Consider the following 19,884-nt stretch of genomic DNA (forward strand, 5'->3'; position numbering starts at 1 on the left):
TGCCGCACTGCATCGCCAGTTAACTGGCGATGCAGTTCCCAAGAGCAAGACAGATACGCAGTTCAGTTAACCTTGCAAACCACGGACTTCTGGAATTTAGATTGGTACGGGGATTGGGGGCAGGTCATTACAGCACTGTAATTTTTTAATGTACAGGTAGATTGAATCTGACAAAGTCGCCGCTCCCGTTTTGCACTCCGTTCGGTTGCTTGGCCAACTCAGAAAGCGCATTCGGCACCTTCAATACAGCCTTCAAACCGAAAATGCTTACTTGTATTGGGCACGGTTTTTCACCCTTTGCAAAGACTCAGATCCCAACACCCGCATTCACGCCCCGCAGCAACGGCGAGCGGTGCGGCGCAATGTTCAATAGTTGGCAGAGAGCCAGCGCCCGCGACGTTCTGCCCAATGGATGGTGTCGCGCATCTTGCAGCCGCTTGCCCAGCCATGACGCGCTCGCGAATGATGGAGCGCTCTAGCTGGGCTGCTGCTCCGAGAATTTGGAAAGTGAACTCACCTAGCGGCGTTGTAGTGTCGATGGGCTCCGTGAGTGAACGGACGGCAGCGCCTGAGGCCTTGAGCTGGGCGAGGATGGCGAGCAAATCGCTTAGCGACCTCGCAACTCGGTCGATCTTCCAAACGGTGAGAACGTCCGTGGGTTTCATTTTCGACAACGCCAGCCGCAACTGCGGACGCGGGCCGACGCCGGAACCCGACTCGCGGTAAATGGTGGTGACGCCGGCACTTGTGAGTGCGTCAATTTGCAACGCGCAATCTTGGTCGGTTGTTGAGACGCGAGCGTAACCAATCAGCATGTTCTTTTTCTCCCTGTGCTAAGCCTATCGAGCGCCGAAATACAGACCATGGGGAAGTTGTCTAGGCTTCGCCACATTGCCCCCTCGGGGCAATCAGGACCTTTTGTAGACGCAGTGAGGCCTATTGCTTATCGTTAAAAAAACCGGGCTTCTTCAATCGCACATCCCCGATAAACGCATGAACTGAATGCGCTTGTCAGGTGGCAGTTTTTGAAGCTGAGCAACCATCGGCAGCTTCGGTTTTGGCGCAGGCTTTTTGCGAGGCTGGAAGGCTTTAACGATGCGTTGGACGATGCTCATGGGGCGCACCTCGACCACAGGCGGAAGCTCACAAAACACACCATGCGGCCAATCCGCTGTGAAAACTTGGCGCGTGTCGTAGGCCTTATGCTGGTCGTCGCCGCGATACGTCCACCGCTCTGCAACTATCGCGCCTTGACCATAGCCAACGCGGGCAGCAACCAAATGCATGCGCGGCAGGTAGCCCCACTTCTTGAAAAACACAGAGGGGAACGTGCCAAGAATCGGCACTTTAGTGATGTAATTAATCAATGACATCGCGCAACCATTTCCACCAGGTGGCTCTGATAGGCAAGTACCAGTCCACCGGTTCTGGCACTTCGGGCGCGGCCTCGCGGCAGGGCTTGGACGCGATTGCGCACTACCTGATGGACCAGGGGTGCGATGTGGTGCTGGAGGCTGACACCGCCGCCAACATGGGCATGGCGCGCTATACCGCCATGGACGTGGCCCAGATTGGTTCCCATTGCGATCTGGCGTTGGTGGTGGGTGGCGACGGCACCATGCTGGGCATTGGCCGGCAGCTGGCGCAGTACAAGGTTCCGCTGATCGGTATCAATCAAGGGCGCTTGGGCTTCATGACCGACATCCCGTTTGACGACTACCAAAACACCTTGGGGCCGATGCTACGCGGGATCTATGAAGAAGAGGCCCGCAGCCTGATGCAAGGCCGTGTGGAACGCGACGGCGAGGTGGTGTTTAGCGCGCTGGCGATGAACGACGTGGTGGTCAACCGTGGTGCCACTTCCGGCATGGTGGAACTGCGGGTGGAGGTGGACGGGCATTTTGTGGCCAACCAGCGTGCCGACGGACTGATCATCGCCACCCCGACCGGCTCCACCGCCTACGCACTCTCGGCGGGCGGACCGGTGCTACACCCAGCGATTGACGGCTGGGTGATGGCGCCGATTGCGCCGCACACGCTGTCCAACCGGCCCATCGTGCTGTCCAACGCTTCCGAGATCGCGATAGAAATCGTTTCCGGCCGCGACGCCAGCGCCAGCTTCGACATGCAAAGCCTAGCCTCCTTGTTGCACGGTGACCGCATCGTGGTCAAACGCTCCCAGCACCAGGTCCGGTTTTTGCACCCCAAGGGCTGGACTTACTTCGACACGCTGCGCCAAAAAATGCACTGGAACGAGGGGGTTGCATAGGCCATGGCACTCAGACGCATGGGCTTGCGTGACTTCGTCATCGTCAGCACGCTCGAGTTGGATTTTCAAGACGGCTTCACGGTGCTCACCGGCGAAACCGGTGCGGGCAAATCGATTTTGGTAGACGCCTTGCAACTGGTCACCGGCGCACGCGCTGACACCGGCGTCATCCGCGAAGGCGCAAGCCGCACCGAGATCAGCGCCGAGTTCGATACGCCGAACAGCGTCACGGCGCTCTTGGAAGACGCAGGTTTTGAAGGTGGCGAGACCTTGCTACTGCGCCGCAGTGTCGATCAGCAGGGAAAGAGCCGCGCCTGGGTCAATGGCAGCCCGGCCACCGCCCAGCAACTGCGCAGCCTGGGCGAACACCTGCTCGACATCCACGGCCAACACGCCTGGCAAAGCCTAACGCGGCCCGATGCGGTACGTGGCCTGCTCGATGCCTACGCGCAAGTGTCGACCGCCTCGCTGAACGCGTTGTGGACGAGCTGGCGACAGGCCCAAAGCGCATTGCAGACCGCCACCGAAGCACAAGAACAACTGCAGCACGAGCGCGAGCGGCTGCTGTGGCAAATTGCCGAGGTCGACAAACTCGCACCCCAGCCCCACGAGTGGCCTGATCTCAATACCAGCCACAGCCGTTTGGCCAACGGCCAGGCGCTGCTCGATGCCGCGCACCAGGCGCTGGAATTGCTCGACCAGACTGAAACCAATGCATTGCAACAGCTCCACGCAGCCCTGCATGCATTGCAAGGTCAATCCCATCTGGAGCCCGAATTTGGCAACCCGCTGGAGTTGATCGGCTCCAGCATTGCGCAACTTGAAGACGTGGCGCACACCTTGCGTGGCTACACCCGGCGCACCGAACTCGACCCCGAGCGGCTGGCTGAACTGGACGCCCGCATCACGCAGTGGATCGCGCTGGCGCGCCGCTACAAATGTCCGCCCGAAGACCTGCCTGCGCTGCTCGCGCAATGGCGCGGCCGGCTGGCGCAGTTGGACGCCGCTGCCGACCTGGACGGCTTGAAGCGCGCCGAGCGCAAGGCCCATGCGGCCCTGGTGGCGCAAGCGCAGGTACTGTCGCGCCAGCGGTCGCAAGCCGCTCCGCGTTTGGCCCAGCAGATCACTGCAGCAATGCAAGGCTTGGGCATGCAAGGCGGCCAGTTTGTCGTTGCGCTCGAACCGCTGGAGCAGCCCACACAAAGCGGTCTGGAAGACGTCCAGTTTTTGGTGGCCGGGCACGCGGGCAGCACGCCGCGCCCAGTGGGCAAGGTGGCCTCGGGCGGAGAGCTTTCACGCATTGCTTTGGCAATTGCCGTCACCACCAGTCAGCTTGGCACCACACAAACCCTGGTCTTTGACGAGGTGGACTCCGGCGTGGGTGGCGCCGTGGCCCACACCGTGGGCCGGCTGATGCAGCAACTCGGCGCCGACCGCCAGGTGCTGGCGGTCACTCACCTGCCCCAAGTGGCAGCTTGCGCCGACCACCATTTGCTGGTCTCCAAGCAACGCCAAGGCGAGGCAACCACCAGCTCGGTCAGCGTGGTGGAAGGCGCACAAAGGGTGGGCGAAATCGCCCGCATGCTGGGCGGCGAAAAGCTCTCTGAGACAACGATGGCGCACGCCCGCGAAATGCTGCAAGGCGCAAATTAGCACATGGCGACCACCCCCACCCCGATGGAGATGGTGCTGATCACCGGTATGTCGGGTTCCGGCAAATCGGTGGCACTGCATGCGCTGGAGGACGCCGGCTTTTATTGTGTGGACAACTTGCCGCCTGAGTTGCTGCTGCCATTTGTCAAGCTCGAGTCCAAGCACAAGGCGCTGCGGCTGGCTATCGCGATGGATGTGCGCAGTGCCACGTCGCTGCCCCAGGTGCCGCAGCTGCTCGATGCCCTGCGCACGCGCGGCGTGATCGTGAAGCCCTTGTTCCTCGATGCCACCACCGATACCCTGGTGCGCAGGTACTCCGAAACACGGCGTAAACACCCGCTGTCGCAAAGCGACTCCCTGCCCGGCCAGCCCGAGGCGCGCCGCGCCTTGATCGATGCCATCGAACTGGAGCGCGAGTTGCTGGCCGCCCTGCGCGAGCAGGCACATGTCATCGACTCCAGCATGATCCGCCCTGCGCAACTGCAGGGCTATGTCAAGGCGCTGGTGTCTACGCCGGGCAAGCACATGACGCTGGTGTTCGAGTCCTTCGCCTTCAAGCGCGGGGTGCCCACCGACGCCGACTTCATGTTCGATGTGCGCATGCTGCCCAACCCGCATTACGAGCCCGCGCTGAAAAGCCTCACCGGGCGGGACGCGCCCGTCGCCGCGTTTTTGCAAACGCAAGCCGATGTGCTGCGCATGCAGCAAGAGATCACGACGTTTCTGAGCGCCTGGCTGCCCAACATGGAGCGCGACCACCGCAGCTATGTGACCGTCGCAATAGGCTGCACCGGAGGACAGCACCGATCGGTGTACCTGGTGGAGAAACTCGCACAGCATTTCAACAGCGATTGGGTCACCCTGCGCCGCCACCGCGAGCTCGACGCTATCGCGCAGCTCGGCTAAGCAGTCAGCATTTTGCGAATAGGCGCTGGCAGGCCCAACCCAGGCCACGCACTAGCGGCCACCCAGCGACCATCGCCCCAAAGCGAAATGGCATCGGGCACCGGCAGAAGCCAAGGGTGCAGATGCAGGTCTTTGTGCGTCAGCACATGGAGCAGCACCGGCAACGGCTTCAGTTGGCCCTGCAGCGCCTGCGGCACCGCGTGGTGCAGCGCTAACTCGGAGTCAAACAGGGGCAGGCAATACAAGGCGGCCCAAACGCCGGGCGTGGGGCGTTTGGCAAGGTATACCGCGCCATCAGCGGCTTGCGCCCACAACAACCACAGCGACTGGCTGCTGCGCTTAAGCTTGCGGCTGCGCACCGGATAACGTTCGGGCGCCCCGGTGCTAAGTCCCTTGCAACACGCACGCACCGGACAGTCGCCGCACCGGGGGTTCTTGGGCGTGCACAAGGTGGCACCCAAATCCATCATGCCCTGGGTGTAGCGCGGCATGTCCACCTCCACGCTGGTGTCCGACACCAAGCTGTTGGCGAGTTGCCAGAGTGCGCGCTCGTTGGCTGCCAGCGCTAGATCTGCATCGAAACCCAACACCCGGGTGAGCACCCGTTTGACGTTGGCATCCAAAATGGCCACGCGGTCGCCAAAGCACAGCGAGGCAATCGCCGCTGCAGTGGAGCGGCCGATGCCGGGCAGCGTTTCCAGCGTGTTCGCATCCCGTGGAAACACACCACCATGCAAACCCACCACCGCTATTGCGCAGGCATGCAGATTGCGGGCACGGGTGTAGTAGCCCAAGCCACTCCACAAACCCAGTACGTCGTCCAGAGGGGCCGCAGCCAACGCGTGCACTGTGGGGTAACGTGCAATGAAGCGGCGAAAGTAATCCTTGGCAGTGACCACTTGGGTTTGCTGCAGCATGATTTCCGAGAGCCACACCGCATAGGGATCCTGCGTAGCCTGCCAGGGCAGGTCGTTGCGACCATGCAGCCGCTGCCACGCCACCACCTCTTGCGCGAAGCCGTCCAAAGCTGCAACTGTGCCGGGGGTGGCGGGGCGCTTAGAGTGGGGTGTCGTCATCGCTTCTGGCACTGGGGGCAATAGTACGTAGCCCGCTGACCTTGGCGCAGCAACTTGATTGGCGTGCCGCACCGGCGGCAGGGTTCGCCTTGGCGGCCATAGACCATGGCCTCCAGCTGAAAATAGCCAGCCTCGCCGTTGGCATTGGAGAAGTCGCGCAGCGTGCTGCCGCCCTTTTGAACCGCACGCGAGAGCACGTCGCAAATGGCTGCGTGCAGCGCCTGCACCCGCACACGGCTGATGCAGTTGGCCCGGACCGTGGGCCGGATGCCAGCGAGAAACAAGGCCTCGGACGCATAGATGTTGCCCACACCCACCACCACATCGCCTGCCAGCAGCACCTGCTTGATGGGTGCGCTGCGTTGGGTCAGTCCGCGATGCAGGCGCAGTGCGTCAAAGGCTGCGTCCAGCGGCTCCATGCCCAAGTGCCCAAGCAACTTGCGAGCGACGGGGTCCCCTTCAGAGCTTGCGTACACCACGGCGCCAAAGCGGCGCGGGTCGTTCAGGCGCAGGGTGCCGCGGGTGGTGTGCATATCAAAATGATCGTGCGGACCCGGGCTGGGCGGCTCAGGCCTAAAGCCGAGGCTGCCCGACATGCCCAAGTGCAACAGCAGCAACCCGTCATCGAAGTCGAGCAACAGGTACTTGCCTCGGCGCCGCACGCCTTGAACCACACGGCCGACCAGCGCTTCAGCGGTTACGCCCAGCGGCCAGCGCAGGGGCTTGCCCAAGCGCACCGCACACACTGTGGCCCCGGCAATCGCGTCGGCAAAACTGCGTCGAGTGACCTCAACTTCGGGTAATTCAGGCATCGCAGCGGCGCGGGACATCAGGGGAAATCATGATGGATTATTATGGCCAGATGACACAACCCCAGCGGCTTGTACCCCTCGTTCTTGCGGCCGCCATATGGGGCGTGTGCCCTTTGCCAGCGCTGTCACAAGCCACCCAACCGGCAAACTCTGAACTTTCAGCCACACTGTTTTACAACATCCTGGTCGGCGAACTCAGCGCGCAAAGCGGCGACCTCGCTTCGGCTTATTCCTTGATGCTCGATGCAGCCCGTACCACGCGCTCCCCCGCGCTCTACGAGCGCACCGTCAACATAGCCCTGCGCGCTCGCGCAGGCGACTCCGCCTTGCAAGCGGCACAAGCCTGGTCCACTGCCCACCCCACCTCGGCCGACGCCGCGCGCTATGAGCTACAGATTCTGCTGGGGCTCAACCGGCTTGTGAATGTTGCAGCTCCAGCCAAGCGCTTGCTTGCTGCGGTACCGGCCGATGAGAAGGTCGCCACCATCAACCTGCTTGGGCGGCTGATCGGACGCGCCAGCGACAAGCAACTCGCTGTCACCGTGGCAGCACAAGCGCTCTCGGGCGAACTGAATCAACCCGCCACCGCAGGTGCGGCGTGGGCGGGAGTGGGTGCCTTGCGCCTGGCCGCCGGCAACTCTGAAGGCGCACTGGCAGCGGCCAAAGCAGGCGCCGCGCGCACGCCTTCGGCGCCCGAGCCCGTGTTGCTTGCGCTCTCCTTGATGGATGCCAAGTCGCCCGGCGCCGAGGCGCTGGTGCTTGCATACCTGCAGACCCGCCAAGTCGGCTCCGACGTACGCATGGGCTATGCACGCCGCTTGCTAGAAGCCCAGCGCTATGCCGATGCAAGCACACAACTGGAAATTCTTACCAACGAGGCGCCCACCTACCCCGAAGGTTGGCTACTTCGCGGATCGCTGGAATTCCAAAGCAAAAAACTCGACGACGCCCAAGCCTCGTTGCAGCGTTACACCACCTTGGCCACGTCCAATGGCCAGGCGCGTGGTCGGGCCCAGGCGGCGGTGCTCCTGTCGCAAATCGCTGAGTCCAAGGGCGATTTGGAAGAGGCACTGCGCGTACTTGATGCGGTACCGGCGACCCAAGACCCGGCGCGACTGCAAAACCGACGGGCCGCCCTGCTGGCCAAGCAAGGCAAGTTAGACCAGGCACGCGCACTGATTCGCGCCATCCCAGAGCGGGAACCCCAAGACGCTCGGGAAAAAATCAATGCCGAAGTCCAGTTGCTGCGCCAGGCCAAACAGTACCAAGCGGTCTATGACACTCTCCAATCGGCGCTTGCCGCCTCCCCGCAAGATCCGGACCTGCTCTATGAGTTGGCCACCGCGGCCGAGAAACTGGGGCGACCTGACGAGATGGAGCGCCTGCTGCGCCAACTGATCGCCAGCCACCCCACTTACCACAATGCGTACAACGCCTTGGGTTATTCCTTGGCCGACCGCAACCTGCGCCTCCCAGAGGCGCGTCAACTGATTCAAAAAGCGCTGGAGTACGCACCCAACGAGCCCTACATCGTCGACAGCCTAGGATGGGTGGAGTTTCGCAGTGGCAACCTCACGGAAGCTTTGCGCCTGCTGCAAGAGGCTTTTCGCAACCAGCCCGACGCCGAGATCGCAGCGCACCTCGGAGAGGTGCTGTGGGTAATGGGACGTACCGAGCAGGCCCAAGCGGTTTGGAAGCAAGGGCTAGAACTCAATCCCGCCAATGAAGTACTGCGCGAGACCATGGAACGCCTCAGAAGGCCGTGAGGTGTGCACGCAGTGGGCGCGTGGCTCGCCGCGCAGCTGGGTCGTATGCGAGGCAGTCACCATGTTGAGAGTCACTGCCGTTGTGTTGTCCTTTGCCTTGCTGCTGGCTGGGTGTGCAGTCCAGTCGACCGCCAGAGTCACCTCTATGGACACGGGGCAGCAATGGCAGGGGCGCCTGGGCGTGACAGTGTCCTATCCAGAACGCAGCGCGCTGTCCGCCCAGTTTGTGTTGCGCGGCCAAGCCAGTGCCGGTCAGTTGTTGCTCAGCACTCCCTTGGGAACCACGCTGGCCACCTTGGACTGGACAGAGCGCACGGCGGTCTTGAATACGGGTGGCGCGCCGCAGCCATTTGAATCCCTTCCAGCACTGCTGCGCCGAGCCACCGGGGTCGATATACCGGTAGAGGCTTTGTTCGCCTGGCTCAACGGGTCACCCGCAGCTGCACCGGGCTGGTCGGTGGACCTAGGCCAATTCGAAAACGGGCGCATCCATGCAACGCGCCAAGGTAGCGACTTGCAAGCAGAGATCACGTTGCTGCTTGATCGCTAACCCGCAGCGCTCGCCAGCCCACACAAGATAATCAGCCCATGCAGACGCTTTACGATGTGCCCGCGCCGGCCAAGCTCAACCTGTTTTTGCACATCACTGGCAGGCGATCCGACGGCTACCACCTGCTGCAGTCGGTCTTTCTGCTGATTGACTGGGCCGATACGCTGCACTTCACGCTGCGCCGCGATGGCCAGATCTCGCGCGAGGACCTCACTTGGGAACTTCCACCGGATGATCTGTGCACCCGGGCCGCCCACGCCTTGCAGCAATACACGCAGTGCGACTTGGGGGTGCATATTGGGGTGAGCAAGTCGGTTCCTGCACAAGCCGGCATGGGTGGGGGATCTTCCGACGCGGCCAGTACGCTGTTGGCGCTCAACCGCCTCTGGGGGCTGAACCTGCCCTTGGGCGCGCTGCAAAAAATCGGCTTGGCTTTGGGCGCCGACGTGCCGTTCTTTTTGTGTGGACGCAATGCGTGGGTGGAGGGGATTGGCGACATCCTACAACCCATTGCGGTACCTATGGCGCACTTGGTGGTGGTCAAGCCCGACCAGGGCTTGGACACCAAAGCAATTTTCAGCAGCCCCCTACTCAAGCGCGATTCTGAGCCTGCTATACTTTCGGGCTTCGTTGAAGACGCTTTCGGTTTTGGCCGAAACGACTTGCAAGCAGTGGCCCAAACCCTGTGTCCTGGCGTAACCCAAGCGCTCGACTGGCTCGCCTCGGTCGGTCTGCAGGGTCGGATGACCGGTTCTGGAAGCGCGGTTTTCGCCCGGGCCTTGCACAGCGTAGACCTGAATACGGCGCCTGCGACGTTTCAGACGAGGTTATGCGGTAGTTTGGAAGTGCACCCCTTGTGGGACTGGGCTTCCAGCGACGATTGATCGGTGGGCAGCTGTGTGCTGTTCACCCGTGTAGGGGAGTCGCCAAGTTGGTTAAGGCACTGGATTTTGATTCCAGCATGCGAAGGTTCGAATCCTTCCTCCCCTGCCAAATCCTCGGTCAGTAGGACACTGGCATGAGGTCGTGCAACGTTTCGATGTAGGCCAACACTTTTCGCTGGAATCCGAATGCAGGCACCCACCCCTCCCGATTTCATGGTGTTTACCGGCAACGCCAACCCCGGAATGGCCTCGGAAATCGCGCGCCACTTGGGTATCTCCCTAGGTTCTGCAACGGTGGGGCGCTTCTCTGACGGTGAGGTCACCGTGGAGATCAACCAAAACGTACGGGCCCGCGACGTCTTCGTGGTGCAAAGCACTTGCGCGCCCACCAACGAAAATTTGATGGAACTGCTGATCATGGTCGATGCGCTCAAGCGTGCGTCCGCCGAACGCATTAGCGCCGTCATCCCCTACTTCGGCTACGCGCGGCAAGACCGCCGCCCACGCTCGACACGCGTCCCCATCACCGCCAAAGTGGTGGCCAATATGCTCCAGGCAGTGGGCGTGGCACGGGTGCTGACCATGGACTTGCATGCAGACCAGATCCAGGGCTTTTTTGACATCCCGGTAGACAACATCTATGCCTCGCCAGTTCTACTGGGGGATTTGCGCCAAAAGAACTACGACGACCTGATCGTGGTATCCCCCGATGTGGGAGGCGTGGTGCGGGCACGCGCCTTGGCAAAGCAACTCAATTGCGATTTGGCCATCATCGACAAGCGTCGTCCCCGGGCCAACGTCAGTGAAGTCATGCATGTGATCGGAGAAATCGAGAACCGCAACTGCGTCATCATGGACGACATGATCGACACCGCCGGCACCTTGGTTAAAGCTGCCGAGGTGCTGAAAGAGCGCGGCGCCAAGAAGGTGTACGCCTACTGCACCCACCCGATTTTTTCCGGCCCGGCCATCGAGCGCATCTCCAATGGCGGGGCGCTCGACGAGGTGGTGGTCACCAACACCATTCCACTGAGCGCCGCGGCTACGCACTGCCCAAGAATTCGCCAACTCACTGTGGCGCCACTGATTGCCGAAACCATCCAGCGCATCGCTAAGGGTGAGTCGGTCATGAGTTTGTTCTCCGACCAGGAAAATCTTTTTTAATCCTTCTTGATCGAGACAAAAAGTGGGCCCCTGCTGCCGTGTGCAGCGCTTGGGGCCTTTGTTAAACCGGAGCCACACTGGTCGCGGTGGGCTTCTCTAGGAGATTGCTATGAAATTTGTCGCTTTCGAGCGCGCCAAGCAGGGTACGGGTGCGAGCCGCCGTCTGCGCAGCACAGGTCGCACGCCAGGCATCGTTTACGGTGGAGCCGGCGAGCCCAAGTTGATCGAACTGGACCACAACGCGCTGTGGCATGCCATCAAAAAAGAGGCATTCCACGCCTCGGTGCTGGACATGGAACTCGCCGGACAGGAACACAAAGTGTTGCTGCGTGATTTGCAGATGCACCCCTTCAAGCAGCTGATCCTGCACATCGACTTCCAGCGCGTGGACGAGAACACCAAGTTGCACATGAAAGTGCCATTGCATTTCAGCGGCGATGAGTTGTCGCCTGCCGTGAAGACCGATGGTTGCATTGCCAACCACGTCATGACCGAAATCGACGTGCTGTGCCTGCCCAAGGACCTGCCTGAGTTCATCGCGGTGGATCTCAGTGGCCTGAAAAAAGGCAAGTCGCTGCACCTGGCAGACATCACTTTGCCCAAGGGCGTGACGGCTGTGACCCACGGCAAGAGCAACCCGGTGGTGGTGTCGGTGGTGGCGGTGGCGGGTGCTGCAGAAGCCCCAGCAGCCGAAGGTGCAGCAGCACCGGCCGCGAAGGCAGGTGCCAAGCCAGCCGCTAAGCCCGCAGCCAAACCGGCAGCCAAGAAGTAAGCCAGTTTTGCCCTGAACCAACGGCCCACTCAAGTGGGCCGTTGTCGTTTGTAGGTTCTGCCAATTACCGTACCATGTTTGCATGATCAAACTTTTTGTCGGCTTGGGCAACCCAGGCGCCGAGTACGACCACACCCGCCACAACGCGGGCTTTTGGTGGCTTGATGCGCTGGCCGCGGAGTGCAAGACACGGCTGGTGGTGGACCGAAGCTACTGGGCACAAATGGCGCGTTGCAGCGTCCAAGGCAACACGGTCTGGTTGCTTGCGCCCCAAACCTTCATGAATGCATCGGGAAAATCGGTAGCGGCGCTGGCGTGCTTTTTCAAGATTGCGCCGAACGAAATCTTGGTGGCACATGATGAACTTGACATCGCACCCGGCGAGGCCAAGCTCAAACTGGGCGGCAGCCACGCTGGGCACAACGGCTTGCGCGACATCCACGCGCAATTGGGTACCGACGCGTACTGGCGCTTGCGGCTGGGCATTGGCCACCCAGGCAACAAGGCCGAGGTGGTGCACTGGGTGCTCAAGAAGCCCTCTTCCGACGACCGCATTGCCATCGATCAATCCATCGCGCGCAGTCTCAAGGCGCTGCCCCACTTACTGGCCGGCGAGATGGACCGGGCCACCATGCTGATTCATACCAATAAGCCGCCGCGTCCCAAACCACCACGGCCCCCAACCACACCTGAAGCTACGCCGCAAAACCCAACAAAAACCGCGAAAGATATGACCCCACCAACTGCGCAATCGGTTGCGCCGCAACCTGCAGTGCAGATGACACCACAGATGAGCGACAACGCCGGAAGCGTCACGGCATTGCGCACTTAATCCATGGCACAAGGTACGCATTTGCTCTTGCTTCTGCTGGCCTTAGCCTGCGGACCGACAGCCCTTGCCGCCAAGGTATACCGCTGCGGGAACTCCTACAGCCAAACCCCGTGCGAAGGCGCGGTGGAACTTGCTGCCGATGACCCGCGCAGCCCAGACCAGAAGGCTGCTGCCGACCGGGCCATCGCCGACAACGCGCGCACCGCAGCGGCCATGGAAAAGGCGCGACTGCAAGCTGAAAGACGCGCAGACCAAGCGACGGCGCTGCGCAAGCTCGATCCAGGACGCAAGGAAGTGTCGGGTCGCAAGAAGCCTTCAGACCGCATGGCCGCTTCGGAGGATGCGGCGAACGACAAGGCAGTAGGCACAGCGAACCACCACAATTCCTCAGGCAAAGCCCAACGCAACAAAAAGTCAGAACAAGACAAGGCCAAGCCTTTTGTCGCCAAGTCGGTGGTCAACAAGTAACCGGCTCGTCGCTCAGTGGGGTTGCGAGCTCGTGTTGTTCTGGGCTTGCAGCCTGCGGTACTTTTGCCACAGGGTTTCTTGGTCTTCCACATGCTCGGGATTGACCGGGATACAGGCCACTGGGCACACTTGAACGCATTGAGGCTCGTCGAAGTGGCCCACGCATTCCGTGCATTTGTGCGGGTCAATCTGGTAGATCTCGATGCCCATGAAGATGGCCTCGTTGGGGCATTCCGGCTCGCACACGTCGCAGTTAATGCACTCGTCGGTAATGGTCAGGGCCATGGATCGAGACTCCGGTTGGGTGGATCTAGGCGGATGCGCTCGGCGGCGCACCCAGTTTGTCGCGCAACAGCGCAAGCACGGACGGAGCCACCCAGGCACTCACATCGCCATTGAGGTTCGCGATCTCGCGAACCAGGGTGCTAGAGACGCTTTGAAAGCGCGCATCGGGCGTCAATAGCACCGTATCGATCTGCGGCTTGAGAACACGGTTCATACCCGCAAGCTGGTTCTCGTAATCAAAGTCGGTTACCGAGCGAACCCCCCGCACCATGGCCTGCGCGCCATGCAACTGGGCGAACTCGGTGACCAGTCCGGTAAACGGCTCAACCTGCACCTGCGGCCATGGCGCCACCACCGCGCGCACCGCCGCCAGGCGCTCGTCGAGGGTGAACAAGGTTTTCTTGTGGTGCGCCACTGCCACCGCCACGATGACTTTGGAAAACAGCCGCGCACTGCGCTGGATCAGGTCCTGGTGGCCCAGCGTGATGGGGTCAAAGGTACCTGGGAAAACGGCGGTCACTGCGTAGGTCATGCGGGCTCCAGCGAAAGCAGATTCGACAATCTGTGCATGGCATTATCCGGCGACAGTGCGCACCAACAAATGCGCGTGCACTGCGCCAGCTTTGAGGTAGCGGTGGACCGTCCAGCCCAATGGCTCTAGCACCGCACCCGTCCACCGCGTTGACGACTCCAGGTACACACGGCCAGCAGCAGACAGCACGCGGGAGCAGGCAGCCAGTGCGGGCTCGAGCAAAGGTGCGTCAAACGGCGGGTCCAAGAACACCAGATCCAGGCTGGCCGGTGCGGCCTGGCGCAGCAGGGCCACGCCGTCGCCCCGCACTACCGTCACCGTGGTGGCCTGCAACTGCTCTTGCGTTTGTTTGAGCTGGGCCACCAATGCGGCGTCCTGCTCCACCAAAGTCACTGCCGCGGCTGCACGCGAGGCGGCCTCCAAACCCAGCGCACCGGAGCCGGCAAACGCGTCCAAACACCGCCAACCTGTCAGATCCTGGCCGAGCCAATTGAACAGGGTTTCACGCACCCGGTCGGGGGTCGGACGCAAACCAGGTTTGTCAGCCACTTTGAGTTTGGTGCGCTTCCACAGCCCACCGATGATGCGCACCTCGTGGGCCAAAGTGGCGCGGGGCTTAACAGTGCGGACAGACATTGCACCAAGCGCCAACTCAGGGTGCACCGAGCACCACAGTCACCATCTTTTGGGGCTGCAAAGTGCGGGCCAGGGCATTGCGCACATCGGCGGTGGTGAGCTTATCCACCTGCGCAGTCCAGGTGTCCAGGTAGTCCAGCGGCAAGCCGTTCCAAGCAATGTTGGCTACGTTGTCGAGCAGCTTGCGGTTGCTATCCAAGCGCAGCGGAAAGCCGCCTATAAGGTTGGCTTTGGCTGCTTGTAACTCGGCCTCGGTGGGACCCTCAGTGACGAAGCGCTGCAGCACATCGCGCACAAGGTCTAGCGCTTGCTGCGCCTGATCAGGGCGGGTTTGCAAACCGATGGTGAAGGCACCGGCATGCAGGCCCGGCGCGAAGAAGCTGTAGACGCTGTAGGTCAGGCCACGCTTCTCGCGCACCTCTTCCGTCAAGCGCGATCCAAAACCGCCGCCGCCCAGGATGTGGTTGCCAACGGTGAGGGCAAAGAAATCACCGGAGTTGCGTTTGAAGCCGGGCTGGCCAACAAGCACATGCGCCTGGGCTGACGCAAACGGTATGCGCTGCTCCACCGCAGCGGGCAGGGGCGCCACCTCGGCTACCGGCGCCAAGGCGGCACAGCGGCGCGCCGGTAGCCGCGCCAGCAAGGTCTGCACCAAGGCATCGGCTTGCGCGCGGTTGAGGTCGCCCACGATGCTGACCTTGGCGGCGCAAGGCGCCAAGGCGCTGGCATGCAAGGCACGCAGATCGGCCACAGAGATGCGCTGTAGGCTCTCGTCGGTGGTCTCCAAGCCATAGGGGTGGCCGCTATAGACCGCCTGGGCAAATGCGCGCGCGGCCACGGTAGCTGCGCGGGTGTTGGCTTCTTTGCGCGCGGCGATCAGCTTGGGGCGGTCGCGCAGCCACGGCCCCTCGGGGAAGGCTGGCTGGCCGAGTTGGCGCGCCGCCAGCGCCACGGCGCGCTGCAGCACGTCGGGCTCAGTTAAGGAGCGCAGGGAAAAAGTCATGCGGTCGGCGCTGGCACTGCCGCCAAACGAAGCGCCCAAGTCGGCCCAGGCATCGCTCAGCGCGTTTTCGTCCAGGGCGGGCGCGTCGGCGCTGGGCAACACGCCGTAGGCAGTGGCCGAGGCCGTCAGGTTGGCCAGTCCGGGCTTGTCGGCGGGGTCGCGTCGGGCGCCAGCGTCGAAGTCGATTTGCACATCCACCATCGGAATGGCCGGGCTGTGGACCAAAAACACCTGCGCGCCCGACGCCTGGGTCCACGCCAAAATAGGAATTCCGGCCCACGCGGTCGACATTGCAGCAGCCCCAAGCAAAGCGGTCTGCACGGCACGAAGTGCAGCCCAACGCAAAGCCTGCGCGGTGCCAAACGCAAGCTTGCGCTGCGCTTGCAACTGCGCACCGGGCGCTGCGTTGGCAGGGGTGTCATTGTTCAAGAACCGGGACTGCATAGTGAGGGAAGTGCGTGACATCGTGGCTTGCGTCGATTGGCGCCTAACTAGTGGCGCACACCCGCAGGTGCGGCGCGCGGCGGTCGCGTGCGGCCAGGTTCCATCGGCTGAGGCAACAAGGTGGCCACAGTCAGGCCGTCGTCTGTGAAGTAGCGTGCAGCCACCGACTGGATTTGCTCTGACGTCACCGCACGCAGCCGCACGATCAAGCGGGCGTCGGCGTCCAAGGGAAAGCCATTGATCCAATGGGTTGCCAAGATGCGCGCCTGGTTGAAAACGCTGTCGCGCTTGTAGACCTCACTGGCAACCCACTGGTTTTTCACCCGCTGCAGCTCGGCTGGCGGCACGCCCTCTTTAGCCAGCACAGCCACTTGTGCACGCAAGGCGGCTTCCACCTGCGTGGCAGATTTGCCGCTGGCAGGTACCGCATACAGCGTACACACCTGCGGGCCGCGCGAAACCAGGCCGCAGTACGCACCCGCGCTGTCAGCCACATGGTCGGCGGTTTGGGTCAGTGCCCGATCCAAGCGGGCGTTGTCGTAACCGCTGAGCACCGCTGCCAGTACCGTCAAGGCCAGCGCGTCGTCACTTGCAGAATCGGTCTGGCTGGCGTCGAGCGCGGCCGCTTGGAACGACGGCGTTTTGAAGGACAAGACCACATACGCCTGCTCGGCCGGGGCCTTGAGCTCGATGCGACGCATGCCCTGTTGCGCAGGCTCGGTGCGTGGCTTGCGATCAGGCAAAGCGCGCGGCGCAATGCCACCGTAGTACTTGTCCGCCAAGGCACGCACTGCCGCCACGTCGACATCGCCGGCCACTACCACCACCGCATTGCCTGGCGTGTACCAGCGTTGGTAGAAGGCACGCGCATCGTCGGGCTGCATGGCGTCCAGATCGCTCATCCAGCCCACGATGGGACGGCGGTAGGGCGAGGCCTGCCAGATGGCGGCATCGAGGGACTCATGCAAGCGCGCGCGTGGGCTGTCTTCAGTGCGCAAACGGCGTTCTTCTTTGACCACTTCGAGTTCTTTGCGGAACTCGGCGTCGCTCCACTGGTTGTTGGCAAAGCGGTCCGACTCCAGACGCATCACGTCTTCGAGGCGCTCGGCCGGGATTTGTTGAAAGTAGCCGGTGAAGTCCCGGCTGGTAAATGCGTTTTCGCGTCCGCCCAGAGCGGCCACTTTGCGCGAAAACTCGCCGGCAGGCACCGTGGGTGTGCCCTTGAACAGCATGTGCTCTAGCACATGGGCCACGCCAGAGGTGCCATCCACCTCGTCCATCGCGCCCACGCGCACCCACAGCATGTGCACAGCAGTGGGCGCGCGGTGGTCGGGCTGCACGATCAGGGACATGCCGTTGCGCAGGGTGAACTGCTGGGCGGCGGCGCCCTGTGCCTGCGCCGGGGCGACCCAGCACCAACCCAACAGCCACAAAGCCAAGGCCCAAAGCCATTGGGGCACCGCCTGCGGCAATGAGAAAAAACGCTGTTTCATAGAATGCAGTGATTCTATTGACCGCACCCATGTTCAGCTTCCTCAAGTCCAAAAGACCCGCGCCACCGAGCGCTTTGCCGGAGCGTCCCGGCGGGTCCATGCAGCACGCTTCGGACCAGGCCAGCACCAGCCTGATCGGCAGCGCCCTTTCGGCGCCGATTGAGGTGGCGCCGTTGGTGGAGGAGCCATCAGGACGGCAAAAATGGCTGGATCGGCTGAAGGCCGGCCTGGGCAAAACCGCCTCCAGCATCTCGGGCGTGTTTGGCGGCTCGAGGATCGACGAGGCTTTGTACGAAGACCTGGAGAGCGCGCTGCTGATGGCCGACGCTGGCGTCGCGGCCACCACGCAACTGGTGGCCGATGTACGCAAGAAAGCCAAGGCAGCCGGCGTGACCCACCCCATAGCACTGAAAAACCTGTTGACCGCCAGCCTGACTGAACTGCTAACGCCACTGCAAAAGCCGCTGCATGTCGGTCCTCAGACGACCACGGTCATTTTGGTGGCGGGCGTCAATGGCGCAGGCAAAACCACCTCCATTGGCAAGCTCACGCACCACCTGGCACAGAGTGGCTCGCGCGTGCTGCTGGCCGCTGCCGACACCTTTCGCGCGGCCGCGCGAGAGCAGCTCTCAGTCTGGGCGGACCGCAACACTGTGGAGATCATTAGCCAAGACGGCGCAGACCCAGCGGCGGTCGCATTCGATGCCGTCAGCGCTGGCAAGGCGCGGCAGGTGGACGTGGTGCTGGTGGACACCGCAGGGCGGCTACCGACCCAACTGCACCTGATGGAAGAGCTCAAGAAAATCAAACGCGTGGTGCAAAAGGCCGACGCCACCGCACCGCACGAGGTGCTGCTGGTGATCGACGGCAACACCGGCCAAAACGCGCTGGCCCAGGTGAAGGCATTTGACGACGCGATCGGACTGACCGGGCTGATCGTCACCAAGCTCGACGGCACAGCCAAGGGAGGCGTGCTGGCGGCGATTGCGCGCGAGCGGCCGGTGCCGGTGTACTTCATTGGCGTCGGCGAAAAGCTGGAGGAGTTGCAGACCTTCAATGCGCGCGAGTTTGCCCAGGCGCTGCTGGCATGACCCCCACTCATCGTTTTGATAGCACCCCATGAAATTGATCACACGACGCAACCTGCTGGCCCTGGCTGGCACCAGCTTGGCAGGCGCACACCTGACCGGCGCCGCGCAGCCTGCCAACCTTCCCGCGTGGGACACCTTGGCCACCAAGGCACGCGGCCAAACGGTTTACTTCAACGCCTGGGGCGGCAGCGACGCTATCAACCGCTACATCCAATGGGCCGCAGCGCAGGTGCTGCAACGCCATGGCGTGCGGGTCGAGCATGTCAAGGTAAGCGACGCCGCCGATGTGGTCAAAAGGGTGCGCAACGAAAAGGCGCTGGCACAAAGCGGATCGGTCGACTTGGTGTGGATCAACGGCGAGAACTTTGCTGCGATGAAGCGCGAAGGCTTACTGCACGGCCCGCTCAACGCTTCATTGCGCCACTACGCCTTGGTGGACACCGTCGGCAAGCCCACCACCTTGGTGGACTTTGCCGTGCCGGTCGATGGCATGGAAGTGCCCTGGGGCATGGCGCAGCTCACCTTCATGGCCGACAGCAAGCGCGTCCCCAAACCGCCCAACGACCTTGCCGAGTTGCAGGCCTTTGCTACGGCCAACCCCGGGCGCGTGACCTACCCGCGCCCACCCGACTTCCATGGCACCACTTTCCTCAAGCAGCTCCTGCTCGACCTCAACAAAGACCGTGCGCCGCTCTACCAACCGCATAGCCAGGCGGCATTTGCCAGCGCCACCCCTGCCTTGTGGAACTACCTGGACGCGCTGCACCCCCACCTCTGGCGCAAGGGACGGCAATTTGCAGCCAGCGCCGCCGCGATGCGACAGATGCTCGCCGACGGCGAACTGCTGTGGGCGCTGACCTTCAACCCCAATGAAGTGGCCAATGAAATCGCCGCCAAGCGCCTGTCAACCAGCGTCGTGGCCTACCAGTTCTCGGGCGGCACCATCGGCAACACCCACTTTGTGGCTGTGCCTTTCAACGCACGCGCCAAAGAGGGCGCGATACTGTTTACCGACTTCTTGCTCAGCCCAGAAGCGCAGGCGCGCAAGGCCGACATCGCTGTCTGGGGCGACCCGACGGTGCTCGACACGCAACGCCTGCCTGCTGCGGAGCAAGCGCTCTTTAACGCCCGCCCCGCCCCTGGCCAGGTGGTGCAAAGCGCGCCCGCCATTCCCGAGCCCCACGCCAGTTGGGTGTCGCCGCTAGAGCAAGCGTGGCTGCAACGCTACGGCACCTGATCCCCAACTTT

At 62.4% G+C, this 19,884-nt stretch carries 20 protein-coding genes, 1 tRNA gene and 1 pseudogene; 13 read left to right on the forward strand and 9 right to left on the reverse strand.

The genetic code is table 11. From position 1 onward, the window contains the following. Positions 1-290: 290 nt before the first annotated feature. Positions 291-815 carry a recombinase family protein gene (locus ACILRC_RS12015; protein WP_395669609.1) on the reverse strand — a complete coding sequence of 175 codons (525 nt, stop codon included), beginning with the start codon at positions 813-815 and terminating at the stop codon, positions 291-293. 153 nt (positions 816-968) lie between these two features. Next, positions 969-1,373, reverse strand: a complete 405-nt coding sequence (locus ACILRC_RS12020; RefSeq protein WP_395669610.1) for a hypothetical protein — start codon at positions 1,371-1,373, stop codon at positions 969-971. On the opposite strand from ACILRC_RS12020, the gene ACILRC_RS12025 reads away from it, so the two are divergent. From ACILRC_RS12025 to rapZ, 3 genes are read left to right on the forward strand one after another with little or no spacing between them, the layout of a single operon-like run. After that, the gene (locus ACILRC_RS12025) at positions 1,367-2,269 is read left to right on the forward strand and encodes an NAD kinase (RefSeq protein ID WP_395669611.1); all 903 of its coding nucleotides are present in this window, start codon (positions 1,367-1,369) and stop codon (positions 2,267-2,269) included. The two genes, ACILRC_RS12020 and ACILRC_RS12025, sit on opposite strands and share 7 nt — an antisense overlap. Positions 2,270-2,272: 3 nt before the next feature. Next, complete coding sequence (gene recN, locus ACILRC_RS12030) at positions 2,273-3,922, forward strand: DNA repair protein RecN (protein ID WP_395669612.1); 1,650 nt, start codon at positions 2,273-2,275, stop codon at positions 3,920-3,922. A 3-nt stretch (positions 3,923-3,925) separates the two neighbouring features. Further along, complete coding sequence (gene rapZ / locus ACILRC_RS12035; RefSeq protein ID WP_395669613.1) at positions 3,926-4,828, forward strand: RNase adapter RapZ; 903 nt, start codon at positions 3,926-3,928, stop codon at positions 4,826-4,828. Here rapZ and mutY read toward each other — a convergent pair. Next, the gene (gene mutY, locus ACILRC_RS12040; protein WP_395669614.1) at positions 4,825-5,904 is read right to left on the reverse strand and encodes an A/G-specific adenine glycosylase; all 1,080 of its coding nucleotides are present in this window, start codon (positions 5,902-5,904) and stop codon (positions 4,825-4,827) included. The two genes, rapZ and mutY, sit on opposite strands and share 4 nt — an antisense overlap. Next, on the reverse strand, positions 5,901-6,716 hold the full coding sequence (gene mutM, locus ACILRC_RS12045) for a bifunctional DNA-formamidopyrimidine glycosylase/DNA-(apurinic or apyrimidinic site) lyase (RefSeq protein WP_395669615.1): 816 nt from the start codon (positions 6,714-6,716) through the stop codon (positions 5,901-5,903). Before mutM ends, mutY begins: the two co-directional genes overlap by 4 nt. A 29-nt stretch (positions 6,717-6,745) precedes the next feature. On the opposite strand from mutM, the gene ACILRC_RS12050 reads away from it, so the two are divergent. The 8 genes and pseudogenes from ACILRC_RS12050 to ACILRC_RS12085 all read left to right on the forward strand — a co-directional run bounded on the left by ACILRC_RS12050 (position 6,746) and on the right by ACILRC_RS12085 (position 13,152). Next, complete coding sequence (locus ACILRC_RS12050; RefSeq protein WP_395669616.1) at positions 6,746-8,482, forward strand: tetratricopeptide repeat protein; 1,737 nt, start codon at positions 6,746-6,748, stop codon at positions 8,480-8,482. Positions 8,483-8,627: 145 nt separating this feature from the next. Next, entirely contained in the window at positions 8,628-9,032 is a 405-nt protein-coding gene (locus ACILRC_RS12055) for a lipoprotein insertase outer membrane protein LolB (RefSeq protein ID WP_395669617.1), read from the forward strand. A 38-nt stretch (positions 9,033-9,070) separates the two neighbouring features. Continuing rightward, entirely contained in the window at positions 9,071-9,916 is an 846-nt protein-coding gene (ispE, locus tag ACILRC_RS12060; RefSeq protein ID WP_395669618.1) for a 4-(cytidine 5'-diphospho)-2-C-methyl-D-erythritol kinase, read from the forward strand. A 32-nt stretch (positions 9,917-9,948) separates the two neighbouring features. After that, positions 9,949-10,025 (forward strand) — tRNA-Gln (locus tag ACILRC_RS12065). 77 nt (positions 10,026-10,102) lie between these two features. Beyond that, entirely contained in the window at positions 10,103-11,080 is a 978-nt protein-coding gene (locus ACILRC_RS12070; protein WP_395669619.1) for a ribose-phosphate pyrophosphokinase, read from the forward strand. A gap of 109 nt (positions 11,081-11,189) precedes the next feature. Continuing rightward, entirely contained in the window at positions 11,190-11,852 is a 663-nt protein-coding gene (locus ACILRC_RS12075) for a 50S ribosomal protein L25/general stress protein Ctc (protein WP_395669620.1), read from the forward strand. 82 nt (positions 11,853-11,934) lie between these two features. Continuing rightward, positions 11,935-12,558: pseudogene (gene pth / locus ACILRC_RS12080) on the forward strand (aminoacyl-tRNA hydrolase); the annotation flags it as partial. A 129-nt stretch (positions 12,559-12,687) separates the two neighbouring features. Then, positions 12,688-13,152: a hypothetical protein gene (locus tag ACILRC_RS12085; protein WP_395669621.1), complete on the forward strand. Its 465-nt coding sequence runs from the start codon at positions 12,688-12,690 to the stop codon at positions 13,150-13,152. Positions 13,153-13,164: 12 nt separating this feature from the next. Here the strand turns inward: ACILRC_RS12085 and ACILRC_RS12090 are convergent, their stop codons facing one another. From ACILRC_RS12090 to ACILRC_RS12110, 5 genes are all read right to left on the reverse strand, one after another. Beyond that, positions 13,165-13,437, reverse strand: coding sequence for a YfhL family 4Fe-4S dicluster ferredoxin (locus ACILRC_RS12090; RefSeq protein ID WP_395669622.1), 273 nt, complete (start codon positions 13,435-13,437; stop codon positions 13,165-13,167). Positions 13,438-13,462: 25 nt separating this feature from the next. After that, positions 13,463-13,969: a pantetheine-phosphate adenylyltransferase gene (coaD, locus tag ACILRC_RS12095; RefSeq protein ID WP_395669623.1), complete on the reverse strand. Its 507-nt coding sequence runs from the start codon at positions 13,967-13,969 to the stop codon at positions 13,463-13,465. Between the two features lie 42 nt (positions 13,970-14,011). Beyond that, on the reverse strand, positions 14,012-14,605 hold the full coding sequence (gene rsmD / locus ACILRC_RS12100) for a 16S rRNA (guanine(966)-N(2))-methyltransferase RsmD (protein WP_395669624.1): 594 nt from the start codon (positions 14,603-14,605) through the stop codon (positions 14,012-14,014). A 16-nt stretch (positions 14,606-14,621) separates the two neighbouring features. Continuing rightward, positions 14,622-15,899, reverse strand: coding sequence for a M16 family metallopeptidase (locus ACILRC_RS12105; RefSeq protein ID WP_395669662.1), 1,278 nt, complete (start codon positions 15,897-15,899; stop codon positions 14,622-14,624). A gap of 200 nt (positions 15,900-16,099) precedes the next feature. After that, a complete protein-coding gene (locus tag ACILRC_RS12110) occupies positions 16,100-17,545 on the reverse strand; it encodes a M16 family metallopeptidase (RefSeq protein ID WP_395669625.1) in 1,446 nt (481 codons plus the stop codon). A 98-nt stretch (positions 17,546-17,643) separates the two neighbouring features. Between ACILRC_RS12110 and ftsY the strand changes: the two genes are divergently transcribed. Both ftsY and ACILRC_RS12120 read left to right on the forward strand, forming a co-directional pair. Beyond that, positions 17,644-18,636, forward strand: a complete 993-nt coding sequence (gene ftsY / locus ACILRC_RS12115) for a signal recognition particle-docking protein FtsY (protein WP_395669626.1) — start codon at positions 17,644-17,646, stop codon at positions 18,634-18,636. Between the two features lie 28 nt (positions 18,637-18,664). Beyond that, positions 18,665-19,873: an ABC transporter substrate-binding protein gene (locus ACILRC_RS12120; RefSeq protein WP_395669627.1), complete on the forward strand. Its 1,209-nt coding sequence runs from the start codon at positions 18,665-18,667 to the stop codon at positions 19,871-19,873. Positions 19,874-19,884: the final 11 nt, after the last annotated feature.

The sequence above is a fragment of the Rhodoferax sp. genome (assembly GCF_044236835.1).
In the GTDB taxonomy this organism is placed as follows: domain Bacteria; phylum Pseudomonadota; class Gammaproteobacteria; order Burkholderiales; family Burkholderiaceae_C; genus Allorhodoferax.

Bases quoted from the DNA above. Each gene is read 5' to 3' on its own strand.
- ACILRC_RS12015 (WP_395669609.1), bottom strand. From the start codon at position 815: ATGCTGATTGGTTACGCTCGCGTCTCAACAACCGACCAAGATTGCGCG.
- ACILRC_RS12025 (WP_395669611.1), top strand. From the start codon at position 1,367: ATGACATCGCGCAACCATTTCCACCAGGTGGCTCTGATAGGCAAGTAC.
- ACILRC_RS12020 (WP_395669610.1), bottom strand. From the start codon at position 1,373: ATGTCATTGATTAATTACATCACTAAAGTGCCGATTCTTGGCACGTTC.
- recN (WP_395669612.1), top strand. From the start codon at position 2,273: ATGGCACTCAGACGCATGGGCTTGCGTGACTTCGTCATCGTCAGCACG.
- rapZ (WP_395669613.1), top strand. From the start codon at position 3,926: ATGGCGACCACCCCCACCCCGATGGAGATGGTGCTGATCACCGGTATG.
- mutY (WP_395669614.1), bottom strand. From the start codon at position 5,904: ATGACGACACCCCACTCTAAGCGCCCCGCCACCCCCGGCACAGTTGCA.
- mutM (WP_395669615.1), bottom strand. From the start codon at position 6,716: ATGCCTGAATTACCCGAAGTTGAGGTCACTCGACGCAGTTTTGCCGAC.
- ACILRC_RS12050 (WP_395669616.1), top strand. From the start codon at position 6,746: ATGATGGATTATTATGGCCAGATGACACAACCCCAGCGGCTTGTACCC.
- ACILRC_RS12055 (WP_395669617.1), top strand. From the start codon at position 8,628: ATGGACACGGGGCAGCAATGGCAGGGGCGCCTGGGCGTGACAGTGTCC.
- ispE (WP_395669618.1), top strand. From the start codon at position 9,071: ATGCAGACGCTTTACGATGTGCCCGCGCCGGCCAAGCTCAACCTGTTT.
- ACILRC_RS12070 (WP_395669619.1), top strand. From the start codon at position 10,103: ATGCAGGCACCCACCCCTCCCGATTTCATGGTGTTTACCGGCAACGCC.
- ACILRC_RS12075 (WP_395669620.1), top strand. From the start codon at position 11,190: ATGAAATTTGTCGCTTTCGAGCGCGCCAAGCAGGGTACGGGTGCGAGC.
- ACILRC_RS12085 (WP_395669621.1), top strand. From the start codon at position 12,688: ATGGCACAAGGTACGCATTTGCTCTTGCTTCTGCTGGCCTTAGCCTGC.
- ACILRC_RS12090 (WP_395669622.1), bottom strand. From the start codon at position 13,437: ATGGCCCTGACCATTACCGACGAGTGCATTAACTGCGACGTGTGCGAG.
- coaD (WP_395669623.1), bottom strand. From the start codon at position 13,969: ATGACCTACGCAGTGACCGCCGTTTTCCCAGGTACCTTTGACCCCATC.
- rsmD (WP_395669624.1), bottom strand. From the start codon at position 14,605: ATGTCTGTCCGCACTGTTAAGCCCCGCGCCACTTTGGCCCACGAGGTG.
- ACILRC_RS12105 (WP_395669662.1), bottom strand. From the start codon at position 15,899: ATGTCGACCGCGTGGGCCGGAATTCCTATTTTGGCGTGGACCCAGGCG.
- ACILRC_RS12110 (WP_395669625.1), bottom strand. From the start codon at position 17,545: ATGAAACAGCGTTTTTTCTCATTGCCGCAGGCGGTGCCCCAATGGCTT.
- ftsY (WP_395669626.1), top strand. From the start codon at position 17,644: ATGCAGCACGCTTCGGACCAGGCCAGCACCAGCCTGATCGGCAGCGCC.
- ACILRC_RS12120 (WP_395669627.1), top strand. From the start codon at position 18,665: ATGAAATTGATCACACGACGCAACCTGCTGGCCCTGGCTGGCACCAGC.